Genomic DNA, 24875 nt, shown 5'->3' on the forward strand with positions numbered 1-24875 from the left:
AGAGATGACATAGGTCATAAGCATAAAAAGGGTTTTATGGATTATCAATCCATCAAAATTACAACAAAATCAAAGTCGATTTCAATTCATCACGGATTCAGGAATTATTGCTTGTGGATGATATTTTCCAGCCTCCGTCCTCGAATAAACAGATGCCTTTAACAAGCACTTGCTTAAAATGCTTTGTGAGAGCCTGTATATAAGCCCCATATTTTCCATTCGGGCTTAATGCCGCTTCACACCCTGTAAAATAAGGAAAAATTAATCCTTCGATAGCTGGTATGATCTTGGAATCATTTCCTTCACCGATAACTGCTGGAATATATCCGTCTTCAGTTACATTTTCGCCAATGGTATTGGCACACCTTTGCGCTTGTAATTCGGCTAACTGGGCGAGTTCAGCCCGATTATGTCTTTTAAAAAGTTTTTCTAGAGCGATATAAGCAGCCCAGCATTTACCTGCCAAATAAATATTGTTACGTGCCTGCCCAAGAGAAACATCTAAACTATCATATGTTGTAATTTCAGCCCCACCCATTGTTCTTGAACTATCCAGCCCCATGATCCCGTTGCGCTTGTCTGGGTCAGGATGATCACGATGAAGCATGCTTTGAAAGCATTCCTCGATAATAGAAAATTTAGCTTGCAACCATTCCTGATCGTCGGTTTGTTCAATATAAACCAAAGCACAAAGCAGCCAGTTGACCAACTGTTCTTGTGTCATATGCGAAAAGCAGCCATCAATCCCATATAATTCATAGGCCGAATAATGTGGGCGAGAAAAGGTATTGGCAATCCCCATGTCATGGGTAAAACTAATGCCACCCGGGTACTCCTTCTCATCTTCTGGAAAGCGGACGGTATCCTTATAGCTGTAACGCTCTACAAAGACATCAAGAACATTTTTTACAGTCCAAGGATTCATCTTTAATTCATAGAATAGCTGATCAACCGTCAAATCGAAGGTGTTCATCATGCGATATTCACCTTCATTCACCACCCACAAGGGACCTCCTTCAGCTTCCAGAAGCTGCGTTGAACCGTAATAACTTCGAATAGCATGGGCCATCATAAACTTCTGGTCTTCAGATAGTGATGCCGATTCTATTTTTTTATTGGCTTGCTTAGAATAGTCTACTAAGCGATCAAAGTGGGTCAGACTATAGCGTCCAACATCCTCAATGGAATCAAAAAATCGTGTATAGTAGTAGACACTGTTTATCCCTACAGTGGCCTGACCAGAACGGTAAAAGCACACCGCAAAGCGATAAGTTTCTTTTTGACCAGCAGGTGTATCCATGATTAAGAGTCCAACCTTACCTAAACCAAAGGCCCAGTTTTCCTCAAAAGGGTTAGTGAATATATCCTCAAGACTAAAATGCAAAGCAGACTTCACCATGGGATTATCTGTGACTATAGCCGTTCGACTCCCCTGCCCCACACCAATTAATTCCGAGGTATCCTGAGTTCTCCTCATAGATGCGTAAGGATCACTGCCTTCATAGCCAAAGAAAGCACGCCGCGCGTGTGTACCTTTCGTATTATCGACTGTCACTTCTACAAATAAGGCTGGAAGAATGGCTTCCTTCACTTCATCCTCGGAAGCAGAAGTAGGATCAGGGACAGGACGAACCTGAGAATAAATAGTAAAGGTCAAATCTCCCGCATGCCACGTATCACTTGTTGTCTTAAAAATTCTTTTAATCTCTTCTTTTGGAAAGGCGGAAAGAATATTGGGCTTATCCGGATTAGGATCAGGATTCTCAATATCATATCGTCCGCTTTCACTCTCACTCTGTTGGAAGAACGGTAAGGCCTGATACTGACCTTTTTCTATTGATTCTAAACCAATAAAAACATTTTCCTTCGGAGGTCTTCCTTGTTCAAGATCGAGACCGCCAGAGGCCCCTGGAAAACCTAAGGTTAAGCTAGCAAAGGCACCGATTGGAGAATGGTGCGCATTAAAAAATTGATTATCAGGCATGAGAAATCATCTCCCCTTTCACTAGAAAGCATTCATTTTACATGTGGGTCATAATGACGCAAAGGACAGGAGTTCCTTGTCCATGAAGTCAAATTTTAATCATCGATTACTTTCCAAAACCAGCCATCATCCCACGACGGATAAAACGCCCTCCAAAAATATAAGCAATTAATAAGGGCAATGCGGATAAGGTGACAGCGGCCATAGTTACAGGGATATCCATTGTATGTTCCCCTTGGAATTGCACGACTGCAAGAGGCAGAACCTTGACATTATCACTCTGCGTAAGTACAAGGGGAAATAAGAAGTTATTCCATGCTAGGATAAATTGATAGATGGCTATCGAAATAATCGATGGCAGAGCTAAAGGTGTAACAAGATGAAATAATATTTTAAAATCAGATGCGCCTTCAATTCCCATTGACTCATATAACTCATTAGGAATATCTCTAACAAAGTTAACAAGAAATAGCAGTGTGAGCGGAATGCCAAAGGCAATTGATGGGAGCACCAATCCTCCTAAGCTATCATACAGCCCCATTTTTGTAATTAAGACATAAACTGGAATGATAGCAGCTTGTATCGGGAGTGCCAAGCCAATTAAAAATATATTAAAGATAATTCTCACCATACGACTTCGACTACGCACAATGACATAGGCTAGGAATAATGAGAAGGCGACCGTAAAAATAACAGAGAGCACTGACACAATAAGGCTGTTGAAAAAGAAATGCACAAAACCTGCTTGAAGTACTGTTAAATAATTACTAAATGTCGGGTGTATGGTCGGCAGCCATGTTGGACTTCCCGTAAGAAATCCATTTTGCTCTCGTAAGCTGGACATGAGAATATAGAGAACTGGATAAAACGAGATGATGAGCCAAATGACTCCAAATGTGGTAAACGCAATGTTCGTCCATGAGTGTTTATGCCGTCGTTGCTCATAGTTATTTGTATTTAGCATTGTTTGAGACTCCGCCATATCACATCCCCTCCTTCTGACTATCCATACGGTTAAACCCTGTAAATTTTAAGATGAGGAGTGAAAGAACGAGTCCAAATACAGCTAGAATAATAGCCATGACACTTCCCATTCCTAGGTCATTATTTATAAAGGCTTGCTTATACATATCCATTGCTAAAACCTGGGTTGCAGAGCCCGGACCTCCCCCAGTCAATACATAGATCAAATCAAAATACGTTAATGTTCCTGTAAGAATCAATACCGATGCCGTGACTATTGTATATTTTAATTGGGGCAAGGTAATTGAAAAAAATATACGAAATGGACCAGCACCATCTATTCTGGCTGCTTCATATAAGGATTCTGGAATCTGTTTTGCTCCACCCTGAAACAAGAGGGAATTAAACGGGACGAATTGCCAAGCAATGATTAAACTGACAATAAAAAGCGCTAAGTGTGGATTGCCCAACCAGTTTTCATTTCCATTTCCTATGCCTATAGCTTTTAAAATAGCGTTAACAAGTCCAAAGTTTGGATTTAAAATATAGGACCACGTCACCCCGATAGCTGCTGCGGAAAATAGCAAAGGGATGAAATAAAAAATACTAAAAACAGTTCGATGTTTTTGCTTACCTGCCATAAACACACCGAGTACTAGGCTCAGCGGACACTGTGTAATCCAGCACAATCCCATCAATTCAATCGTTAACCAAGTGGATTGCCAAGCTTCTCCATCCTTAAATACGGTTACCCAATTCTTCATTCCAACCCAAATAGGATCGGTAATCCCATCCCAGCTTAATCCGCTATAATAAACAGCGACACACATCGGGACTAACGCAAAAACCACAAAGAAAACCAAAGCTGGAAGCACCATTACCCACCGTTGCCAATTCATTCGCGTCCCAAGCATTTTTCAACACTCCAGTTGTTAAAAAGATTTAGCAAGGGGGGATATCCCCCTGCTATTACTTCAAATATTTATTCATGTCTGTAGAAAATTCTTGTGGCGACATTTGATTTAACAAAACCTTGCTTAGGTCTTCATTAAGTCTATTGCCCTCTTTTGTACTCAAAGCTGTATCCCATGATTGTTGGAAATATTTGGCGTTTTTAATAATATCATAGGAGAAACTCATATAATCCCCATTATCTGAATCTTTTAATTGTGAATCAATGCCATTTACAGCAGGGACATTACTAATCTTAATTAAATCACTAACATTTTTATCGTTTAGGTTAGCGTCTTTAAGGAACTTGATAGCTGCTTTTTTATTCTTGGTATTTTTTGAGATCGAATAAAATTCACTTGGGTTACCTGCGACATCACTTGGATCCCCTTTTCCACCAGACACCGTTGGGAAGGTGAACCAACCTAAGTTGCCTTTATCAACAAAGTCTTTAGCATCAGACAACACACTTGTATAGCCCCAGCTTCCCATCAACCACATTGCCGCTTTACCAGTATAAAGCAGCGCTGCATCTTCACCATCACCTGATCCCACTGAACTAAAGCCTTGTTCAAATGCCCCCGCTTTCACCAATTGCTGCATCATTTGAATGGCCTTTTGAATCGAAGGGTCCGACCAAGCATTATCTTTTCCCGCCGCAACATTATTAAAAGGTTCAGACCCGCCTATCCTGTCGACCAAATATTCGAAGTACATAAGATCGGGCCATTTATCTTTTCCACCAAGCGCAATAGGTGCAATGCCTTTAGATTTCAATACTTTAACTGCATCAAGAAGATCGTCCCACGTTTTTGGTGGATTAAGATTATATTTCTTAAATATTTCTTTGTTATAAAAGAAATTCACTTGTTGCAAATTACCATGTGGAACGCCATAAATTTTCCCATCGAAAGTAACCGATTTCATTATTGAGGATAAATATTTATCAGAGTCATCTTTCAAGTAAGGGGTTAAATCTAAAACATCACCTGCATCAATGTAGTCCTTCAAGCCTCCGCCACCCCAGTTACTAAAAATATCTGGTGCGTTATCAGCTCCCATTACAATGTGCAATTTTTGTTTATATGGGTTTGTTTCGAAATACTGAGACTTCACTGTGATATCTGAGTTTGCTTTGTTAAAGCGGTCGACCATCTTATCGATAGCATCCTTAGCATCTCCACTGACATCATTCCATACTACGACAGAACCACCTGACCCCTTGCCCGAGCTCGAACTTGAGCAGCCAGCCAAAAGACCCAAGAGCAATACAGCGCTTACAATCGTCATAAAAAATTTTTTACCTACCCGATTCACAAAATAGCCCCCAATCAAATCGATTTGTTTGTTTATTCAATAAACTAATAATATCATAGTATAACTTTTTTCAGATTGCAAGCAAAATCTACATAAAAATTCCCTTATATTTCAATATTTTAACTAAAATCTACTATTACCGACGAAAAAAAGACGAAATAAGACATCGTTCTATTGCCTAAGCTCAAACGAATCCCTTTATTTCGCCATTTTTAAAGACTATTATTCTATACCCTTTTTTTAATAGATTATAATTTTACATCAAACGCCCGCATAAGCCATAAAACCGCCATCAACGGGCACCGTAATTCCAGTGACGAATCCTGATGCCTCTTCATCTACCAGCCAAAGTAGTGTGCCTAATAAATCGTCTGGTTCTCCAAAGCGATTCATCGGGGTGTGAGTGAGTATTTTATGTGAACGTTCAGTTAAGGTGCCATCCTCATTTGTGAGCATTTTTTTATTTTGTTCAGTGAGAAAAAAGCCTGGCGCAATGGCATTGACCCGAATCCCCATACCCGCCATATGGACTGCAAGCCATTTGGTAAAGTTTTCAATAGCCGCTTTTGCAGCACTATATGCTGGAACCTTAGTCATCGGTGTCGGCGCACTCATGGAGGACATATTGATAATAGCAGTGGCCTTCTTACCAACCATCTTTTTAGCAAAAGCTTGTGTTGGCAAGAGCGTGCCTAGCAAATTTAGATTAAAGACGAAGTTAAACCCTTCCTCCTCTAAGTCAAAGAAGGATTGAACCGTGGGATCTTCCACATCTTCTAGCTTGAAAGTCTCATTGGTAGTTGCTCCTTTGGGGTGATTCCCGCCTGCACCATTGATTAAAATATCACAGGCACCATAGACATCACTTACCCTTGCCTCAGCTTGTTTAACGGATGCGTTATCGGTCACATCACACTGAACAAAAATGGCTTCTCCTGAACTCGCCTTAATTTCCTCAACAACCTGACTGCCTTTTTCTTCCGTCCGGCTGAGAATAGCTATCTTGCTTCCTTGGCGAGCAAGTTCTTTTGCCATCGCCCGACAAAGCACACCACTTCCACCAGTAATCACGACCACTTTATCTTTTAAACTAGGATGTATGGGTAGCACTATGCATCCTCCTCCTTTGCTGTAAATCGATTGCCTGTGTTTTCTTTTTATCCATTGCCGCAAAAGCCTGGGCAAGGACCCTTCTCCGAAAAGAAGGGTTGGCTTCATCTAGGCGAGTGGACGCTCCATCGCAGTGATGTTAATCGCCTGTTGTTCAGCAACAATACATAATTCAGCAGCTTTAAAGGCGTGCTCCTGAGTCATCGCCTTTTCCGTCCCATTTATACAATCCAAGATAAATGCCCCGAAGAATGGAAAGCCTACTTTTCCAGATAATTCAAAGTGCTTTTCTCCTTCTCCATTGACCAAATACAGATGATTCCCTGAAGCATCCCGTGCAATATCAATGTATTTTCTGACTTCAATATAACCTTCTGTCCCTAAAATCGTCACGCGCCCGTCACCCCAGGTTCCCAACCCATCTGGTGTGAACCAATCCACACGGAAATAAAAGGTGGCTCCGTTATCAGCGACAAGCGTTGCATCACCAAAATCCTCAAATTTTGGATACTCCTGATGATTATAATTTCCGACTTTACTATGCAGAACCTGCGCATCCTTCGCTCCAGCATAATGAAGGAATTGTTCGATCTGATGGCTGCCAATATCACATAAGATGCCCCCGTATCGTTCAGGGTCAAAAAACCATTCTGGCCGACTCTCAATATTAGCACGGTGGGGCCCTGTTCCTATCACCTGAATCACACGGCCTATTGCCCCTTGTTCGATTAATTGGCCAGCAAACATCGCACTTTCAACATGTAGACGTTCACTATAATAAATGCCCCATTTCAGCCCTGTTTCTTCAACTTTTCTTCTTGCTTGTTCCACTTGTTCTAGCTGTGTGAATGCGGGTTTATCTGTAAAGTAATGCTTCCCGTGATCCAGAACTTTCAGGCCTAATGGACCTCTATCAGAGGGAATACAAGCACTGGAAACTAACTGAATCTGTGGATTTAACAAAATCTCTTCTTCTGAATGAGCAGGTTCTACTCCAGGAAAGCTTTTACAAAAAGCTTCCACCTTTTGCTTATCTGGATCATAGACCGAAACAAGCGTCCCCCCTGCTTCTGTCAGACCATTACACATGCCATAGATGTGACCATGGTCTAATCCGATCACCGCAAACTGAAAGACTCCATCTTCTACTACCCGATTAAAGCTTCCCTTTGGGGCATAATTCATGCCATCATTTTTATCCATCTTGTTCTCCTCCCAAATATGTCAGACTTGGCCTTACGAATATTAAATTCAGTCAATTCTAAAGCGCTTCCCAAACCTGTGGAGATAACATGCTCTCTAATCATGAAGCTCTATCTTTTTTATTCTCTTGATGTCTCGTAATTTCCTCCTGTAGTAATTTGATCCGTAGAAAAATTACTAATGGAGTTTGTTTTTTCATAGAAATGAATGGCATTTTTTAGAATGCCTGCCCTTGTATAAAAGGGACTATCTGATTTTAATGGAAGCTTGACTTTAGTACCAAAGGTTGCTGATTGATAAATGGCTGTGATTAATTCAAGGGTTTGCCGTCCTTCCTTGCCATCAACAAGCAGTGATTTCTTCCCCTCAATGGCCTGCAAAACATCGTAAAGCTGACCTTGATGCCCTTCATAGTTAAGAACTGGAGTTTCATTATAAATAGCCTCCAGTTCAGCTTCGAGCTCGGGATTGGGAAGCGGAAAGCCATTTTCTTTTGCTTTAGAAGCCTTGACCTTCCAAGGAACGGATACCCGAGCCTGCTTCCCTTGGAAGATTAATTGCTGTTCTTCCCCATGGTGGACAACTGAACTGGTAATCTGCGCCAGTCCTCCATTATCATAACGACAAATTGCAATAGATACATCTTCAACCTCAGCGTTATCATGTGATGTATTACTTGTCACGGCGGTCACCTCAGAGGGCATACCGTTCATCCAGCGGAAAATATCAATGTGATGCACCGCATGGTTTAATGTACATCCACCCCCTTCTTTTTCCCATGTTCCTCGCCACCATAAATCATAGTAGCTATGTCCTCGCCACCAGAAAGAGTCCACTTGAGTATGGACAATTGGCCCCATTTTTTCCGTTTCAAGAACATGCTTTAACCGCATCATTGGTGTTCTAAAGCGATTTTGTGAGACGACTGATAAGATCTTCCCACTTTTTTCAGCAGCAGCAATCATATCATCACATTCTGCCAAGGAGGAGGCCATGGGCTTCTCCACTAAAACATGTTTACCCGCATTCAACGCGGCCACAGCTAATTCCGCATGCGTGTAAGGAGGTGTACAAATCGAAATCATATCAATATCTTTGCGTTCGAACACTTTTTGGTAATCACTATACACATCAACCTTCAACTGTTCTTCCTCTGCCTTCGCCTGAGCCTTTTCTGGATAACGGTCACAAAGTGCGACAATGTTACATTTCTCAGCAAAGGTTTGATAAGCCTTAATATGTGACGTAGAAATAGCTCCAACACCAATAATCGCTACATTTAACACGACGGTCATCTCCTTAAGATTTGTTTTTAGAATGATTGTGATAGGAACATTTTAGTTAAACATTGAAAGAACTGTCAGCGCCTCCTTTAATAAATGGTTCTGCCTTTTTCATCAGCAATCCCAGACTTTCTATAGAAATACGTATTAATAATATCCCGCCATTCCTTAGCATGTTCTTCCTGTTCGTTCAATCTTTCTAGCACATCTTTGTATCTTTTCTTGGTCACAGCCATTTTGCTATGTCCTTCTTATGAAAGAGTCGACTTTTCTCGGGCAAGATCAGAGGCTCTCATTCTCTCCAAACTATCCCAAAGACCTAATAGATACATAGCACCCAGTGCTCGGTCATATAACCCGTAACCCGGGCGAGCCACTTCTCCCCAAATCTTTCGACCATGGTCTGGCCGCACATAGCCTGAGAAATTCGTATCATGTAACGCTTTTACAATGCCATATATATCTTGAGAACCCTCTTCACTTCGATGGGCTGTTTCCTCAAAATCACCATTTTCATAAATCTTAATGTTACGGATATGCGCAAAGGGAACTCTATTTCTTTCAGAAAAGGTCCTCATAATGTCGACAAGGTCATTCTTTGGATTAGCACCTAAGGACCCCGTGCAAATCGTAAGACCGTTATATGGACTATCTACAAGCTTTGTAATGCGTTCAAGATTTGCCTTGTTCGTAACAATCCTCGGCAAACCAAATACCGACCAAGGGGGATCATCCGGATGGATAGCCATCTTGATATCGCATGCCTCAGCTACAGGGATAATTTTTTCTAGGAAATACTGTAAATGATCAAATAAATCTTCCTCTGTCACATCTTTATAGAGCTCAAAAAGATGTTTAATGGTTTTCAATCGCTCAGGCTCCCAGCCTGGCATGGAGAAACCTTCTGAGGCACCCTCCATTCTATTGACAAGGACTATTGGATCAATCGTCTCAATTTTACTTTTTTCATAAGCAAGAGCAGTGGATCCATCTGGGAGTGGCTTAGCAAGATCAGACCGCGTCCAATCAAAGACAGGCATAAAATTATAACAAATAACCTTGACGCCTACTGTAGAAAGATTGCGCATCGTTTCTATATAATTTGCAATATACCGGTCGCGTGTTGGTAGTCCTAATTTAATATCCTCATGAACATTGACGCTTTCAATTACCTCTAGGCTTAAGCCTTTTTCCTGAATCTCCTTTTTTAACGCCATAATGCGTTCAAGCGGCCACACTTCACCGACTGGGATATCAAATAAAGCACCAACAATACCATTTACACCTGGAATCTGTTTGATTTGCTCCAATGTGACGCTATCATCATCGCTACCAAACCAGCGAAATGTCATTTTCATTTTTGTTTACTCCCTTTTTATTAATGTTGATTTTCTCTGTTAGGAGGGTGGATCCAAGACAATCCTTCTATTTTTTCTTTTTCTATACATTCAACAATAAAAGACTGCTTGCCATACAAGTCTCCACCGCATTCTTTGTACATTACTTTCAAGTAGGTCAAATGACTTGAAAAAGCGGCTGATTAGAAATAAAGTGAATGGGAATATTCGGAAATTTTATTTTTAGGCCTTCAGCAAGGGCCTTCATACCAGGGCTCTCACTCTCTGAATGTCCCAATACCATTAATGCCTTGTGTTTTCCTTGGTCAATCGCATCGCGTACATATTCCGGAGTTTCCCACTCAGGTCCTTCTCCGGTAATGATCAAATCAAGATTTTCCTTTTCAAATAATGGAAGCGCCGTCTGTCCTCCACCTCGATATCCCACCAATAGCCCTACTCGACTACATGGCATGGATAAGTCGCCTTGGACACGTACGAAAGGCAGCTTCAATGTTGTTTTTACATAGTCAGATAAGACTTTTAAAGGGCGCTTTGGAAGTTTTAATAGTGTACTGATGAGTAACTGCTTCTCAATATAAGGTTGCCATCTTAATGCCTTCACCAAAGCAGCTGTTATGCCATCGGGCTGATAGCGATGAATATGGTCATGAAAACGATAGATGGCTAGGCCCGCTTGTTCAATTGCTTTTAGCTTTCCTTCAAAAACCGGATCATGTGTCAATAAATCAGAATCATGATGGCTATAAAAAGCACCTTCATGCGTGATAAGAAGGTTAGCTCCGACCTCCACGGCTTGCTGGATGGCTTGGTGTGTTGCCATGAAAGTGGTCGCAATCCCTGTTATTCTTGTATTTGGATCACCAAACTTAAGGATATCCACCGTATTTTCAATGGGACCTACCGAATCTGTTAGATGATCTATGACATCCTGTACGTTGGTCATGTTTATCCCCCCAGTCGTCATAACAAGGAACGCTTCATTCAAAGCTGGAACAGCTCTAGCCTTTTAATCCTTGGGTTGCAATGCCTTCTACTAAATAGCGTTGGAAGATCAAAAAGATAATAAATACAGGAATAACCGAGACAATCGACATGGCGAACATGTCTCCCCACTGTGTGTTACCCATATTTGTCATAAACATGCTTAGTCCAAGGGAAACGGTGTAAATTTTAGGATTAGAAAGATAGATTAATTGGCCAAAAAAGTCATTCCAGGTCCAATAAAAGGAAAAGATGGACATCGTGATGATCGCAGGTTGAGCGAGTGGGAAAATGACCGAACGAAATAGGCGAAAGGGACTGCACCCGTCGATTAAAGCAGCTTCGTCCAGATCCTTAGGAATCCCACGGACAAATTGCACCATCAAATAAATGAAGAAAGGGACTGTTCCAAGAAAACTCGGCAGCATCAAAGGAACAAAGGTGTTAACCAAACCGATCTTATGAAAGATAATATACTGAGGAATCATTACAACCTGTGCCGGCAGCATCATCGTCGCAAACATAAATCCTATAAAAAAGCGACGCGGTGTAAACCGTAGTCTAGCAAAAGCAAAGCCCGTTAGCGATGAACTGAATATTGTGCCCACGACAACAACGGCTGAAACTAAGAAGGAATAGAGAAACATAGGACCAAAATTCATTCCCGCATCCCCACTGAAGCCTGCCAAATAATGCTTGAACGTCCATGTTTTAGGCCATAGGTTAGAGGTTGAAAAAATCTCTGTATCCGGCTTAAAAGAAGAAGATAACATCCAGAAAATCGGGTAGATCATGATTAGCGTTACAATAATCAGAACGACATGCCGGATAATGGATTTCGACATAGAGCTTCTAGTCATTCGTCACACACCACCTTAAACATCATATTTGACCCAGAGTTTTGAAGTGAGGAAGATAATACTCGAGCAGATTGCAATGATAATTAACAAAATAATCGATAATGCTGAAGCATACCCCATATGGAAATAGCTAAATGCTTGTTGATACAAGTAATAGACATAGAATAATGTAGAGTTCATCGGACCACCACTCGTAATAATATAGACCTGAGTAAAGACCATAAATGAAGAAATGGTTCCCATTAATAGATTAAAAAAGACAATAGGTGAAAGCATCGGCCAAGTAATATTGAAAAATCTTCTCATCGGTGACGCCCCATCAATGGTTGCCGCCTCATAGAGATAATTTGGAATCTGCTTAATTCCAGCCAAAAAAATAACCATTTCTGATCCAAATTGCCAGACACTTAATAAGATCAACACGATGATCGCTGTTGAAGGATTACCAATCCAATTCGGACCATGAATGCCAACCATACCGAGCAGTGAGTTGATGGGGCCATCATTAGCAAAGAGGTTCTTCCAGCCAATCGATATCCCAACACTCCCACCGATTAAAGAGGGTAGGTAAATTAATGCCCGATAAAGACCGATGCCACGCACCTCCTTGCTTAATAGCAGGGCGACTAAAAGCGAAGCAATAAGTCGTGCTGGTACAGAGATAACCACATAAATTAATGTTGACCGAATGGATACCCAAAAATTAGGGTCATCTAATATTTGCGAAAAATTACGAATTCCTGTCCAATGTGCGGCGCTCAATAAATCGTAATCTGTGAAAGCGAGGTAAAAGGTAAACAACATTGAACCAACCGTAAGAAAAAGCATACCTATAAGCCAAGGGGTCAAGAAGGCGTAGGCGGTCAAATTTCTTTGGCGGGCTGTTTGCAGGCCTTGTTTTGCCTTTCGCTTTGACACTCCAGTGCGCACTTGAGCTTCCATTATGAAAACCTCCTTTAACACGGTGACTTACAAAAAAAGCCACCGTGTTAAATTATTGTGAAGAAGATATCATCCTTGTGAGAGTGCTTGATTAGCCTGTTGCATAAATTCGTCCGCTGCTTTGCTTGGAGTCAATCGCTTATTTTGCACTTGTTGAGAAATATTTTTTAATGTATCTCCCATGCTTCCTGCTCCCGGAGGATCTAGCTTAACTGGTGTTGCCACCTTTTCGATTTTTTCCATGATGTCATCTTGCTTTTTAACAGTCGCATCCTTCGTTGTTTCAGCATTTTTCTTCATATTGGCTGTGTTTGCTGGGATTCCTCGATCATTTTGGAAAAGTTGTGACACCTTAGGATCATTTTCAAGAAAATTAATCAACTTTGCTGCAGCATCAGCATGTTGGGTCTTTGAAGACATCGCCCAGTACATGGCTGGATGGAGTGGATATGGTTTATTGTCATTGCCCCATTCTGGAAGAAGACCTCTTATAATAGGCTTACCGAGATCTTGTTCAAATTCGCCACCAGTTCCTAGGAATAACCACGCAAAGGCCGTCTTTGCTTTGACAAATGGACTGGATGGGTGATCATTATGATTATAGGCCGCACTTTCCTGTGCTGTCGGAACGCCACCTTTTTCTTGTAAGTCTAACCAATACTGGAACCATTCAGTAAGTGTTTTCTTTGACATCCCAAGGGATTTTCCATCAGAAGAATATAAGTTTTCATTCTTGGTTCTAGCAAAATAATCTAAGAATGCAGTTTGTTCCATCTCATCTGGCATACCGTAAACCCCTGTTTTTTTATAGATGGTTTCACATAGCTTCGCTAAATCATCCCAAGTATAATTGCCTGTTGGAAAGTCTACGCCAGCATTTTTGAGAATCTCAGGATTATAAATGAAGATCTGGGCATTGAGTGCTGTTGTTAATGCATAAAGTTTTCCATTGAGTTTACCAAGAGCCACAGTGTTCTTATCAAGTCCCGAGGTGTCGACTTTTGTCTTGGATAAATCCATTAATTGATTTTTGCTCGCATACTCATTTAAGCGTGACCCATCCATTTGCATTACATCAGGGGCACCTCCACCCGCAGCTTCTGTTGAAAGCTTTTGCCAATAACTATCCCAAGAGGTATATTCCATCGTTACATGAATATTTGGATACTTTTTTTCAAAAAGCTTGATCGCTTCTTTCGTTTGTTTTGTACGTGTTGGATTGGTCCACCAAGAGAATTTAATGGTTACGGATTTATCTCCCGATGAGCTGGAACTGTCATTGTTCCCACAACCGACTAATAACAGCAACAAAGACATACTGATCGAAAGAAAAATAACAAAACTCTTTTTCATACGTTTCATGTATTCCCCTCCTAAAATGGCAATGTTTATTATGACAATTTTCATTGAATACCTATCCATCGTTAAAACACTGCTGATGCTCGTGTCACATCTTCCTCACCTCCCAAGATAACGCTTTCATTTATTGCGATCATTATTTTGTTGAATAAGCCAACTCAATCTATTTAAACCATGACTAAAATCACCTATGACCACAGATGACACTTGCCTTGCTTTACAAGAGTTTAGCGACTTATAGAAAGCGTTTGCATAGCTGTTTAAAAAAATTTTACGCATTACGATTTCTGTGGATTAAAGTACTCTGGGTAGCGTTCAATTAAAATTTCTTTTTCAAAAACAGCCAAGCGGAGATGCTTAATAATGACCTGTTCTACTTTATCTGACTCTTTATTTTTAATGAGATTAAAAATTTCCTTATGCTGAGAAATGATAATATCCCAATCCAAGCTCGATGATAGTCTCAAAATCCTCAAACGGTTAAAGTGGCTGTTCATCTGTTGCAGCATATTCCAAGAACGCACTTTGCCACATCCATAAAATAGAAGCCTGTGAAACTCATCATCCAATTGATACATTCTAGAGTAGTTGCCTTTGTTACTTGACAGATCCTGCGTCGCAATATTCGTCTCTAATTGAAATAAATAATCCTCAGAAAACTCCTTACATGCTTCCCTGACAATGGCTCGTTCAATATTCTCCCTGACGAACCTTGCTTCTTCTACATGCTCCAAATCAATAAAAGAAACGAAAGTGCCGCTTTGCGGATATATCTCAAGCAATTCTTCTTGAGATAGTTTTAAAAAAGCCTCACGGACAGGGGTACGACTGACTTGAAGTTTTTCTGCTACTTCTTTTTCAGAGAGCTTTGTACCTGGCTTAAGTTCCAGATTTAAGATTAATCTTTTTAGCGTTTCATAAGTTAATTCGCCCGTTGAACGGTTCGAGCGATTCGGTATACTTTGCAAACAATCACCTCTATTCAACACAGTTTTGTAATACTAATCATATTAGTATGGCAGTTACTCCAAAAAAATATTCGACAGGTATCGAATTGAAATTAATGCGTTTTCTCATTATTACTATTTTAATAATACTACTATGGTAGTTCGCCTTACAAGCATATTAACAGTTTATTAGAAAAAGTGCAACAGCTATTTTTAAATTTTTATAACTTTTAATCAAGTCAAAATCATACGAATAGATATCGTGGTATATGCCTAGTATTAATCAATCTAAAAAAGAAAGAGACTGAGACAAAACTAAAAGGGCTAACCCTCATACCGAACGATAAGATTTTAAAAGGAAATAGAGAAATTGAAAGCGCAGTCAAAATGCGGAGACTCCAGCGGGAAGTGGGAGATCGATAAGCCCCCGCAGCGCGAAGGCGTGAAGAGGCTTACCACTCCCCCGCGGAAAGCGAAGAGTTTGGCGGTGCCCTTCATGATGCACCAAAAAGCCGAACGCATGCGCTCGACTTCTTTATGTGCTAAATATTTCTGTCCCAGCCCCAATTGTAATTTTAGTACTCTCATGTAAGATAACCCTAAATATTTAAATCCTTTTGTTCAACATTTAATTCAATTAAATTACCATCGGGATCATGGCAAAATATTTGTGAAAATCCACTGGTACTATAAGGCTTTTCCACAATATCTACCGGCTTTCCCTTTAAATACTCCAACGCTTTTTTATAGTCCTTGATGCGGATAGCCATATGCCCATCTTTCGTATCAATGCTATCCGTTTTCCTTAAGGTCTTAGATTCAGGGTGAACAATTAAATGCAGCTGCCCATTCCCCACCTGATACCATGCGCCGGGGAAATCAAAGGGAGGACGCTTAAGCTCAGGCAAACCTAAAATCCCTCCGTAAAATTGTTTTGCCTTTTCCAGATCGGTCACAGCTAAACTCACATGGTGTAAATGATCAATATCAATCAAAATCATTCATCCCCTTTCCAATAATCATTCCATAGTCAATTATGGTTGCTTCAAAGCATAGCAACCCTATCTCTATTCAATACTTCTCCGAACCGTGTACATATTCCTCTTTCCACATTTTACTCCTTTCATAAATTGAAATAGAAAGACGCCAAGCCCTTAAACCTAAGACAAACGAGATATTCTATTCTTTGATTCGTCTAACAGCTAAAGAGGGGCTGGGAAAAAACCCAGTAAATTAAGAGTGGCATCTACCAAAAATTAGCAATTGCTACTCCATTGAATTAAAAAGTATAAAATTCTGTTTGTCATCGGAATTGGCAAGGTTGATTTCCGCTACAGAACGCTCACTTTCCTCATGCCCACACCCGGGGTCCCCGAAAAGGGTGCACTTTACTTTTTGGGGTGGTATTGATGTGGGTAGGGGCGGCGTTGTCACAGGACGTGACGTTTTAACCGATCGTCCTTAGTGGCCTCAGCTCACTTGGGAATGGACGATCTGTTTCCCAAGTATTTGTGATTAAAAGTCCCCTGTTCCTGCGTCTACGCGTACGGCTTCGAAGTCAGCTTTCTCGGAACAACTCGACGTTTATTTGTGAAGTAACGCTGGCCCCGTTCCTGAAGGCGCCAGAGCGTCTTTCGCTCCAATCCACTTGAAAACCGACGATACTTTTAGTATTAAAACCCTGACTTATGATGTCTTTCCCAATCCAACGGATACACGCACGTTGTTTCCTTTTCTAAATAACATCGAGAAACACTTTTTCGAACTCCCGCATTATATCGTCGCAGACGCCGGTTATGGAAGCGAACAAAATTATGAAGATGTCCTAGAAAATCGGAAACGCATACCCCTTATCACGTATAATATGCATCGTAAAGAGAAGAAAAAGAAGTATAAGCAAAACCCTTTTCATGTCGCTCATTGGGCATATGATAAAGAAAGTGACGCATTCCCCTGTCCAAATGGCAAAAAAGTAATAGTCCTCTACCCTTCGAAACGAAAAGACAAAACAGGTTTTACACGACCGTTTAAATGCGTGCGAAGACTGTTCGGACTGTTCATTACGTTGGCAATGTACGAAAGAGAAGGAAGAGAATCCTCGAAGAGTTTATGACAATGAGAAATGGGAACCACAAAAAGAAGCGATTAGAAAACAGCTTTCGGAAGAGAAAACTGGTGAAATCTACGGCAAGCGTAAAAGTGACGTAGAACCAGTTCTTGGATTTCTGAAGGCGAATTTGCGTTTCACTCGTACGTCAGTGCGAGGCAAAGAGAAAGTAGAAAATGGATTCGGCTTTGCGTTTATGGCAGTGAACTTAAGAAAGTACACTGCCCAAACGCTAAATATAGCGATTGATGAATAATTCAACTAAAAAAGGTTCCCATCATCCAAAAATAGATAACGGGAGCCTTTTTTCATTTTTTTTGACTAGTTATGTTCCAGCCTCTCCACGATCCTTTAATCCTCGCTGTCATCATCCCTGACATTTTCAGGTCGCAGCGATAAAAGCAAGAAAATGATGCCAATAACTAATAGGAGAATGCCCCACCATAAATCAATGTTAAAGGAAACTGAAGCAGACTGAGGGTTTACAAATAAGCCATAGCCACCGATTAATATCCCATAAATGGTCAATAATAGCCCGATTAAACGACGAAGATCAAAAAATTTCCGCTCTTGTTTTTCGTCCATTTTTGCTTCACTCCTACCAGAAGATGATATTAATAATCACAAAGATGATTAAACTCAGAATTCCGAGAATACCTGGACGTTTATACCAGCTTAATCCCTTGTATGAACGGTACTTGCTTGCTCCTAAAACAATACCTTTGAGCTCTTCTACAGGTTTTGGTTTTGTAATTAAGCTGACACCAACACCGACAGCTGTTGTGACCACCCAGACCCACCATGATCTCCAGAAGTTTCCGGCATTTGGCGTCGCAAAGTGGATCGGAATAAAGAAATAAAAGATGAAGGCAAAGGCAATACCTGAAACCAAGCCCCAGAAGCCTCCCCATGGTGTCATGCGCTTCCAAAACATCCCGAGTAAGAAGACCCCGAAGATTGGCGCGTTGAAGAAAGAGAATAAAGTTTGCATATAGTCCATAATGCTTGGAAATCCAGCGGCAAGATATGACGCCGCAATCGCGACAATGACGCCACCCACAGTGGCCAATCTTCCCATCCATACGTAATGTTGATCGGAAGCATCCTTTTTGATATAGGCCTGATAAATATCGTACGTCCATACAGTGGTAAACGCTGAAATATTGCCAGCCATTCCACTCATAAAGCTAGCCATCAATGCCGTGACACCTAATCCAACCATCCCAACCGGGTAATATTTAGCCAGGAGCAAAGGAAGCGCTAGATTATAGCTTGTGTCTCCATGCCCGATATTTGGAAATACAGCAAGTGCAATTAAACCAATTACAATGGTGATCGCCGGAATGAAGACTTTAATAAACGAAGCATAAATGGGTGTGACTTGTGCTGCCCTTTGGTTTTTTGCCGCAAAGGCCCGTTGCACAACTAGAAAATCTGTCGTCCAATAGGCGAAGGAGGTGACAAACCCCAGTCCTAAAACAACACCTAACCAGCTCGCCCCTAAGGAATTATCTGAAGAGCCTAAGCTGCCCCATGCATGACCAAAGCCATCGGGAATCTTTGCTACCAGGCCATCCCAGCCCCCTAAATGATAGAGACCGATAATCGTGACTGGCAGGATCCCCAAGCAGATTAAGAAAAATTGTGTAACCTCGTTAAAGATAGAAGAAGTTAATCCACCTAATGCAACGTAGATCAGCACGATGACTGCCGACAAAATAATACTGCCGGTCAATGACCAGCCGAGCAATGTTTTTAAAAGTAGGCCCATCGAATATAAACTGATGCCCGAAACAAGAAGTGTCATGACCGCAAAAGCAAAGGCATTAACGCCTCTTGTTGCCTCATTGAATCGCATCTTCAAATATTCAGGTACCGATCTAGCTCGCGATGCGTAATAAAAGGGCATCATATATAGGCCCATAAAAATCATGGCGGGAATCGCACCGATCCAATAAAAGTGGGCTTGGATCATACCATATTCAGCACCACCGGCACTCATCCCAATAATCTCTGTTGCACCAAGGTTGGCAGACATAAATGCAATCCCTGTAATCCATGTGGGCAATGCTCGACCAGACAAGAAGAAATCCTTTCCTGTCTTCGTATGCTTTCTTAAAAGAAAACCTACAATAAGTGCAAAAGCAAAGTAGATGATAACAATCAAATAATCAATAAAACTCAGGTGAAATAATCCGTCTGACATTTCTAGAACCTTCTTTCATTGAAGTTTGATCCTATTCCTAAGATGTTTAGCTCTCCCCTTCGATTCAGGTGGTTCTTTGAAAATGTAGGACCTAGCGGATACAGCAACAGCGTACCCCTAAGTGATTACTTCCAAGCCGCCTCGCTCCACTGAAGTTCTTTTCTAAGCTGACGAACCTGTGTTGTCCTATCTATTACGACACATTCTACCTTCACCATGTCTGCCCAGTCACATAATTGCTCAATGGAAACCTGACCAGAAAACACGGTATGATGTGCCCCACCCGCATATATCCATGCTTCGGTCGCTTCACGCAACGATGGCTGGGGCTTCCATAGCACTTTAGCAACAGGTAAGTGCGGTGTCTCTTTACTTGATTTAACCGCTTCCACTTCATTCACAATTAAGCGGAAACGATTCCCCATGTCAATAAGAGATACATTCACCCCCTTTCCTTCTACGCCATCAAAGACAAGACGTGCAGGGTCTGCCTTGTTTCCCATTGACAAAGGATGAACAACAATTCTTGGTTTTGTTGAAGCGACCGTTGGGCACACTTCTAACATATGCGATCCAAGGATCATTTCATTACCGGGTTCCAGGTGATATGTGTAATCTTCCATAAATGATGTTTTTTGGTTATTTGCAATCATTTTCATTATTCGAGTGAGAGCAGCTGTTTTCCAATCGCCTTCCCCTCCAAAGCCGTATCCTTCAGCCATTAAGCGTTGGACGGCTAATCCTGGAAGCTGCTTCATACCATGTAAATCCTCAAAATTCGTTGTAAATGCTGTATACCCTCCCTCCTCTAAAAAGGCCCTTAAAGCAAGCTCTATTTTTGCTTGCTCTTTAATGGATTCACGAATGGCCCCTTCCTTACTTGCTGATTCTGGAAAATCGTATAACGCCTCATATTCTCTACATAAAGCATTGGCCGCCTCTGCTGAGATGCTCTGAATCCTTTCTACAAGATCGCCGATACCAAAATAATCAACCGTCCATCCAAGCTTGATTTGTGCCTCAACTTTGTCGCCTTCCGTGACTGCAACGTGACGCATGTTATCACCAAAGCGCGCCACTTTAAGTCCTTTTCCTTCGTTATGTCCAACAGCCGTTTGCATCCAAGCACTCAAACGTGATTTGACTGCTTCATCCTGCCAATAGCCCACGATCACTTTTCGAGAAAGCTGCATACGTGTATGGATAAAGCCATATTCACGATCACCATGGGCGGATTGATTGAGATTCATAAAATCCATATCAATATCATCCCATGGAATATCACGATTAAATTGGGTATGCAGATGAAGTATGGGCTTCTGTAATTCGCTTAAACCTGCAATCCACATTTTTGCCGGTGAAAAGGTGTGCATCCAAGTCATAAGTCCGGCGCAGTTCTCATCACTATTCGCCTCTCTACACAACGCTCTTATCGCATCAGAGGTGGTTAGAACCGATTTAAAAACAAGCTTATATGGCAGGCGATCTCCTTGATTTAACCCCTGTGTAATATGAATGGAATGCTTCTCTACCTCCCTAAGCGCATCCTCTCCATAAAGATGCTGACTTCCTGTCACAAACCAAAATTCATAAGGCTTAATACTTATCATTATTCTCTCTCCTTTGATCTCAATCTGGCTCCTATTGACCATAGTAGGCGTCGGCACCGTGCTTTCTCAAAAAATGCTTATCTAGCAAATGACGATCCATTGCTGAAATTTCTGGGTTAAGATCAACCGTCCGATAAGCCATTTTTGCCACTTCCTCTAAAACCACAGCATTGTGAATAGCATTGGCAGCATCCGTTCCCCAAGCAAAAGGACCATGGCTGTGAACAAGGACGCCTGGAATCTGTTCAGGGCTTATGTCTTGAAAGGTCTCTACAATGACATTTCCCGTCTCTTTTTCATAATCATGAGCAATTTCAACTGGCGTCATCGGTCTCGTACAGGGAATGGTGCCATAGAAGTAATCCGCTTGTGTGGTACCAAACGCTGGAATATCTCTCCCTGCTTGTGCCCAGCTTGTCGCCCAAGAAGAATGCGTATGGACAATGCCACCAATCGTTGGAAACGCCTTATATAAGACAATATGTGTCGGTGTATCCGAGGAGGGATTGAGTTCTCCTTCAACCTTATTCCCCTCCAAATCCAAAACAACCAGTTCATCTTGGGTGAGCTTTGTATAAGGCACACCGCTCGGCTTTATTACCACTAGACCCTTTTCACGATCAATCCCACTCACATTTCCCCAAGTAAAGGTCACTAAGCCATGCTTAGGAAGCGCTAGATTGGCCTCTAATACCTCTTGCTTAAGCTTTTCTAACATTCGCGAGGACTCCTTACTTTTTATTTTTTAAGCTTTTTAAAACCTTCATCGCATCATTTCCTCCGCGGCCAAAGTAATCGTGGAGCTTTTTATACTCCTGATAGAGCGGCTCATAGCGCTGCCGATTTTCAGGATTAGGGACAATTTTATCTTCACTTAATTTCGCCATATGGTCAGCTGCTTCAGAAATATTAGAATAGCCACCAGCGGCCGTTCCAGCAGCAACAGCTCCAAACATTGCCGCACCGACTGCCGGCGTTTGAACATGCTCTGATACAGTAATGGTTTTTCCAGTGACATCCGCATAAATCTGCATGAGCATGGCATTCTTATGCGGAAGACCGCCACAAGCCACTAGTTCCTCCACGGCGATGCCATTTTTTTCATAATTTTCAATAATCAAACGCTTACCAAAAGCTGTAGCTTCAATAAATGCCCTGTAGATCTCCTCTGGTTTGGTGCTCAAAGTCAAACCTAGTATGACACCAGATAGATCTACATCCACCAAGACAGAGCGATTGCCGTTCAACCAATCCAACGCTAGCAAGCCGCTTTCACCCACTGACAGTTGAGTCGCCTTTTCTTCTAGCAATTGATGAATAGATATCCCACGCTTAGAGGCGGCTTTAAAATAGTGCTCTGGGACAGCCTGCTTCACGAACCAGGCAAAAACATCCCCAACGGCAGGCTGTCCAGATTCATAGGCAAAATAACCTGGAATCGCGCCATCAAAGGTTACGCCACAAATACCCGGAACAGCGACTTCCTCCCTACTTAGCAAAATGTCACACGTTGAAGTTCCCATGATCATTAACATCTTGCCAGGTGCAATGACACCCGTGGGTGGTGCCGAAACATGGGCATCAATATTTCCTACCGCTACAGACGTTCCTGCCAACAGACCAACATGTTCAGACATCTTTTGTGTGAGTCCCCCTGCCCGAGAACCAACAGGCAAGAACTCTCGACCAATTTTTTCATCGACAACATGTTCTAAACGAGGATCAAGCCGTTTAAAGAACGTAGAATCCGGAAACCCCTGCTCTTTATGCCAAATTGCTTTATAACCTGCAGTACAAGAATTACGGACTTCATTTCCCGTCAACTGCCAAACCATCCAGTCTGTCGCTTCAATAAAGCGATCCATCTGATCATAAATGTCAGGGGCTTCATTTAAAATCTGCCATAGCTTTGGGAAAAGCCATTCTGAAGAGATTTTTCCTCCATAGCGCTGAAGAAAGGAATCCTCTAATTGCTGAGCAACCTCATTTAAACAATTGGCTTCTTTTTGTGCCGCATGGTGCTTCCAAAGTTTGACCCAGCTATGTGGATTATCCCGGTAGTACGGTATATTACATAGTGGCGTGCCGTCCTTTTTGACCGGCAATACCGTACAAGATGTAAAATCAATGCCTATTCCTACAATATCCTCAGCTTTAATCTCGTGCTTTGTTTGTGATACAACCGATTGAACGGTTGAGATAAAGCATGTGACATAATCATTAGGATTCTGCAATGCCCAATCCTGTCCAAGCATAATTTCTGTCCCAGGCAATCGCTCATCAATCACGCCATCCGGATAATTTTCGACTGCCGTTGCGATCACATCACCATTAGTGAGATCGACGAGAACAGCACGTGCCGATTCGGTACCATAGTCCACACCTATCGCGTATTTTTTTCCCATATTCTTTGCTCCTTCGACTCATTGCTCATAATGTTTATTTTCATTGATTAAAAACAAGCCTGTGCAACGCGCTCTAAGATGGTGGGCTTCTTGAAGACTGGCTTGTATAAGCGCTGGTTCAAGTCCTAGCTCCTTCGTGCTTCCCGGACCTCCCATTGTTTTTAATAAAGCTTGTAAATACTCTTTATCTGGTAATCTCTCAATGAAGTCGACGATTGCTGGCCAATGCTCATAAAGCGCCTCGCCATGAACAGGCAACTTCTGAAGCCTTTCTCTTTCTAACCGCTTACATTGTTTTTTATACAGATCAACAATTAATGTCGTCGCTACCCCGACCTTTGCCCCATGCAAGAGCTGCCGCTTATTTTGGCGAAGTAAGGCCATCTCCCAATAATGGGAAAGATGATGCTCCGCTCCTGACGCCGGACGTGAATAATCAAGAACTAACATAACGAGACCAGATTCGATTAAGGCCTGCATCAGTCGCTTGATCCCTCGCTCATCCCGCGCTGCAATCTCATGAACATGCTCCACGCAAGCTTGCAGAGAACGGTTTGTCATCTCCGCAGCCTTTTGATAATAGGGTTCTTTCCCTATTAAATGTGAAATTTTCCAATCGACTAAGGATGTATATTTCCCTAGAATATCGCCAAAACCTGCTGCCGTCATTTCCGCTGGTGCTTCTGCCAATACCCGTAAATCGGCGAAGAGTGCTAATGGTGATGCTGCTTGAACGGTTTGTTTACTTCCTCTTAAAATGAGTGGCGCTCCCTTAGATGTAAAGCCATCAACAGATGCTGCGGTAGGAACAGAGAGAAAGGGTTTAGCCATCTTATCACTTACAAACCGAACAATATCATGGATTGTTCCTGAACCAACAGCTATTAAAACATCTGTTGCATCGTCAATAGCAAGAAAAAGTTCAACCAAGGTCTCCTCGTTAGCCACCACTTGCTGATGCTGGTCCATCGTTAACAGGTGGCAATAATACGAAAGCGCCTCCTGCGTGAATCGCTCACTTAATCGCTTACCCGCTGCCTCAAATGTATTGGCATCAGCAATGATCGCAATCTTTTCAAACCCTTTTTCCTGTATATACTTTGGAATCTTAGATAGGGCATTGCTCTCAATCACAACGCGCTCCACACCAATGTCTTGCCCATTGATCTGCTTTGACAAAGCTTTAAATTTCGCGAGCATCTCCAAAGGTCATTCCCCCTCTAATATATGAGCACGTGACGCTAAAACATGGTCAGGCTTAAAAGGACTATGGGGCACCTGTTCAA

General features: G+C 41.8%; 20 protein-coding genes and 2 pseudogenes. 1 reads left to right on the forward strand and 21 read right to left on the reverse strand.

Annotated elements, in window-relative coordinates; all coding sequences use genetic code 11:
* Positions 1 to 97: 97 nt before the first annotated feature.
* The 15 genes and pseudogenes from IEW82_RS00005 to IEW82_RS00075 form a co-directional block, all read right to left on the reverse strand.
* Positions 98 to 1984, reverse strand: coding sequence for a glycoside hydrolase family 52 protein (locus IEW82_RS00005; protein ID WP_188687613.1), 1887 nt, complete (start codon positions 1982 to 1984; stop codon positions 98 to 100).
* A gap of 106 nt (positions 1985 to 2090) precedes the next feature.
* Positions 2091 to 2966: a carbohydrate ABC transporter permease gene (locus tag IEW82_RS00010; protein WP_229672123.1), complete on the reverse strand. Its 876-nt coding sequence runs from the start codon at positions 2964 to 2966 to the stop codon at positions 2091 to 2093.
* A gap of 1 nt (position 2967) precedes the next feature.
* Positions 2968 to 3861: a carbohydrate ABC transporter permease gene (locus IEW82_RS00015; RefSeq protein WP_188687615.1), complete on the reverse strand. Its 894-nt coding sequence runs from the start codon at positions 3859 to 3861 to the stop codon at positions 2968 to 2970.
* Positions 3862 to 3916: 55 nt separating this feature from the next.
* Entirely contained in the window at positions 3917 to 5215 is a 1299-nt protein-coding gene (locus IEW82_RS00020; protein WP_229672125.1) for an extracellular solute-binding protein, read from the reverse strand.
* A gap of 261 nt (positions 5216 to 5476) precedes the next feature.
* Positions 5477 to 6325 carry an SDR family oxidoreductase gene (locus IEW82_RS00025; protein ID WP_229672127.1) on the reverse strand — a complete coding sequence of 283 codons (849 nt, stop codon included), beginning with the start codon at positions 6323 to 6325 and terminating at the stop codon, positions 5477 to 5479.
* Positions 6326 to 6433: 108 nt separating this feature from the next.
* The gene (locus tag IEW82_RS00030) at positions 6434 to 7528 is read right to left on the reverse strand and encodes a Gfo/Idh/MocA family protein (RefSeq protein ID WP_188687619.1); all 1095 of its coding nucleotides are present in this window, start codon (positions 7526 to 7528) and stop codon (positions 6434 to 6436) included.
* A 119-nt stretch (positions 7529 to 7647) separates the two neighbouring features.
* Positions 7648 to 8814 (reverse strand): Gfo/Idh/MocA family protein, encoded by a 1167-nt coding sequence (locus tag IEW82_RS00035; protein ID WP_188687621.1) that lies wholly within the window; start codon positions 8812 to 8814, stop codon positions 7648 to 7650.
* A gap of 86 nt (positions 8815 to 8900) precedes the next feature.
* Positions 8901 to 9041: pseudogene (locus IEW82_RS00040) on the reverse strand (hypothetical protein); the annotation flags it as partial.
* Between the two features lie 21 nt (positions 9042 to 9062).
* Positions 9063 to 10169: a mannonate dehydratase gene (gene uxuA, locus IEW82_RS00045; RefSeq protein ID WP_188687624.1), complete on the reverse strand. Its 1107-nt coding sequence runs from the start codon at positions 10167 to 10169 to the stop codon at positions 9063 to 9065.
* Between the two features lie 157 nt (positions 10170 to 10326).
* Entirely contained in the window at positions 10327 to 11115 is a 789-nt protein-coding gene (locus IEW82_RS00050; protein ID WP_188687626.1) for a Nif3-like dinuclear metal center hexameric protein, read from the reverse strand.
* 55 nt (positions 11116 to 11170) lie between these two features.
* Positions 11171 to 12013, reverse strand: coding sequence for a carbohydrate ABC transporter permease (locus IEW82_RS00055; RefSeq protein ID WP_188687628.1), 843 nt, complete (start codon positions 12011 to 12013; stop codon positions 11171 to 11173).
* Positions 12014 to 12028: 15 nt separating this feature from the next.
* Complete coding sequence (locus IEW82_RS00060) at positions 12029 to 12955, reverse strand: carbohydrate ABC transporter permease (protein ID WP_188687630.1); 927 nt, start codon at positions 12953 to 12955, stop codon at positions 12029 to 12031.
* A gap of 69 nt (positions 12956 to 13024) precedes the next feature.
* Positions 13025 to 14317 carry an ABC transporter substrate-binding protein gene (locus IEW82_RS00065; RefSeq protein WP_188687632.1) on the reverse strand — a complete coding sequence of 431 codons (1293 nt, stop codon included), beginning with the start codon at positions 14315 to 14317 and terminating at the stop codon, positions 13025 to 13027.
* 275 nt (positions 14318 to 14592) lie between these two features.
* Entirely contained in the window at positions 14593 to 15282 is a 690-nt protein-coding gene (locus IEW82_RS00070; RefSeq protein ID WP_373285678.1) for a GntR family transcriptional regulator, read from the reverse strand.
* 578 nt (positions 15283 to 15860) lie between these two features.
* Positions 15861 to 16256 carry a VOC family protein gene (locus IEW82_RS00075; protein WP_373285679.1) on the reverse strand — a complete coding sequence of 132 codons (396 nt, stop codon included), beginning with the start codon at positions 16254 to 16256 and terminating at the stop codon, positions 15861 to 15863.
* A 683-nt stretch (positions 16257 to 16939) separates the two neighbouring features.
* On the opposite strand from IEW82_RS00075, the pseudogene IEW82_RS00080 reads away from it, so the two are divergent.
* Positions 16940 to 17624 (forward strand): annotated as a pseudogene (locus IEW82_RS00080) (transposase); the annotation flags it as partial.
* Between the two features lie 95 nt (positions 17625 to 17719).
* Here IEW82_RS00080 and IEW82_RS00085 read toward each other — a convergent pair.
* The 6 genes from IEW82_RS00085 to IEW82_RS00110 form a co-directional block, all read right to left on the reverse strand.
* Complete coding sequence (locus IEW82_RS00085; protein ID WP_188687637.1) at positions 17720 to 17953, reverse strand: Pycsar system effector family protein; 234 nt, start codon at positions 17951 to 17953, stop codon at positions 17720 to 17722.
* Positions 17954 to 17966: 13 nt separating this feature from the next.
* Positions 17967 to 19574 carry a sodium:solute symporter family protein gene (locus tag IEW82_RS00090; protein WP_188687639.1) on the reverse strand — a complete coding sequence of 536 codons (1608 nt, stop codon included), beginning with the start codon at positions 19572 to 19574 and terminating at the stop codon, positions 17967 to 17969.
* Positions 19575 to 19699: 125 nt separating this feature from the next.
* The gene (gene araA, locus IEW82_RS00095; protein ID WP_188687641.1) at positions 19700 to 21184 is read right to left on the reverse strand and encodes an L-arabinose isomerase; all 1485 of its coding nucleotides are present in this window, start codon (positions 21182 to 21184) and stop codon (positions 19700 to 19702) included.
* A gap of 31 nt (positions 21185 to 21215) precedes the next feature.
* Complete coding sequence (araD, locus tag IEW82_RS00100) at positions 21216 to 21902, reverse strand: L-ribulose-5-phosphate 4-epimerase (RefSeq protein ID WP_188687643.1); 687 nt, start codon at positions 21900 to 21902, stop codon at positions 21216 to 21218.
* Between the two features lie 13 nt (positions 21903 to 21915).
* The gene (locus tag IEW82_RS00105; protein WP_188687645.1) at positions 21916 to 23589 is read right to left on the reverse strand and encodes a ribulokinase; all 1674 of its coding nucleotides are present in this window, start codon (positions 23587 to 23589) and stop codon (positions 21916 to 21918) included.
* A gap of 18 nt (positions 23590 to 23607) precedes the next feature.
* Positions 23608 to 24789, reverse strand: coding sequence for a sn-glycerol-1-phosphate dehydrogenase (locus tag IEW82_RS00110; protein WP_188688810.1), 1182 nt, complete (start codon positions 24787 to 24789; stop codon positions 23608 to 23610).
* Positions 24790 to 24875: the final 86 nt, after the last annotated feature.

The sequence above is a fragment of the Pullulanibacillus camelliae genome (genome assembly GCF_014642655.1).
GTDB lineage: Bacteria > Bacillota > Bacilli > Bacillales > Sporolactobacillaceae > Pullulanibacillus > Pullulanibacillus camelliae.

Bases quoted from the DNA above. Each gene is read 5' to 3' on its own strand.
- IEW82_RS00005 (WP_188687613.1), bottom strand. From the start codon at position 1,984: ATGCCTGATAATCAATTTTTTAATGCGCACCATTCTCCAATCGGTGCC.
- IEW82_RS00010 (WP_229672123.1), bottom strand. From the start codon at position 2,966: ATGGCGGAGTCTCAAACAATGCTAAATACAAATAACTATGAGCAACGA.
- IEW82_RS00015 (WP_188687615.1), bottom strand. From the start codon at position 3,861: ATGCTTGGGACGCGAATGAATTGGCAACGGTGGGTAATGGTGCTTCCA.
- IEW82_RS00030 (WP_188687619.1), bottom strand. From the start codon at position 7,528: ATGGATAAAAATGATGGCATGAATTATGCCCCAAAGGGAAGCTTTAAT.
- uxuA (WP_188687624.1), bottom strand. From the start codon at position 10,169: ATGAAAATGACATTTCGCTGGTTTGGTAGCGATGATGATAGCGTCACA.
- IEW82_RS00050 (WP_188687626.1), bottom strand. From the start codon at position 11,115: ATGACCAACGTACAGGATGTCATAGATCATCTAACAGATTCGGTAGGT.
- IEW82_RS00055 (WP_188687628.1), bottom strand. From the start codon at position 12,013: ATGACTAGAAGCTCTATGTCGAAATCCATTATCCGGCATGTCGTTCTG.
- IEW82_RS00060 (WP_188687630.1), bottom strand. From the start codon at position 12,955: ATGGAAGCTCAAGTGCGCACTGGAGTGTCAAAGCGAAAGGCAAAACAA.
- IEW82_RS00065 (WP_188687632.1), bottom strand. From the start codon at position 14,317: ATGAAACGTATGAAAAAGAGTTTTGTTATTTTTCTTTCGATCAGTATG.
- IEW82_RS00085 (WP_188687637.1), bottom strand. From the start codon at position 17,953: ATGGACGAAAAACAAGAGCGGAAATTTTTTGATCTTCGTCGTTTAATC.
- IEW82_RS00090 (WP_188687639.1), bottom strand. From the start codon at position 19,574: ATGTCAGACGGATTATTTCACCTGAGTTTTATTGATTATTTGATTGTT.
- araA (WP_188687641.1), bottom strand. From the start codon at position 21,184: ATGATAAGTATTAAGCCTTATGAATTTTGGTTTGTGACAGGAAGTCAG.
- araD (WP_188687643.1), bottom strand. From the start codon at position 21,902: ATGTTAGAAAAGCTTAAGCAAGAGGTATTAGAGGCCAATCTAGCGCTT.
- IEW82_RS00105 (WP_188687645.1), bottom strand. From the start codon at position 23,589: ATGGGAAAAAAATACGCGATAGGTGTGGACTATGGTACCGAATCGGCA.
- IEW82_RS00110 (WP_188688810.1), bottom strand. From the start codon at position 24,789: ATGCTCGCGAAATTTAAAGCTTTGTCAAAGCAGATCAATGGGCAAGAC.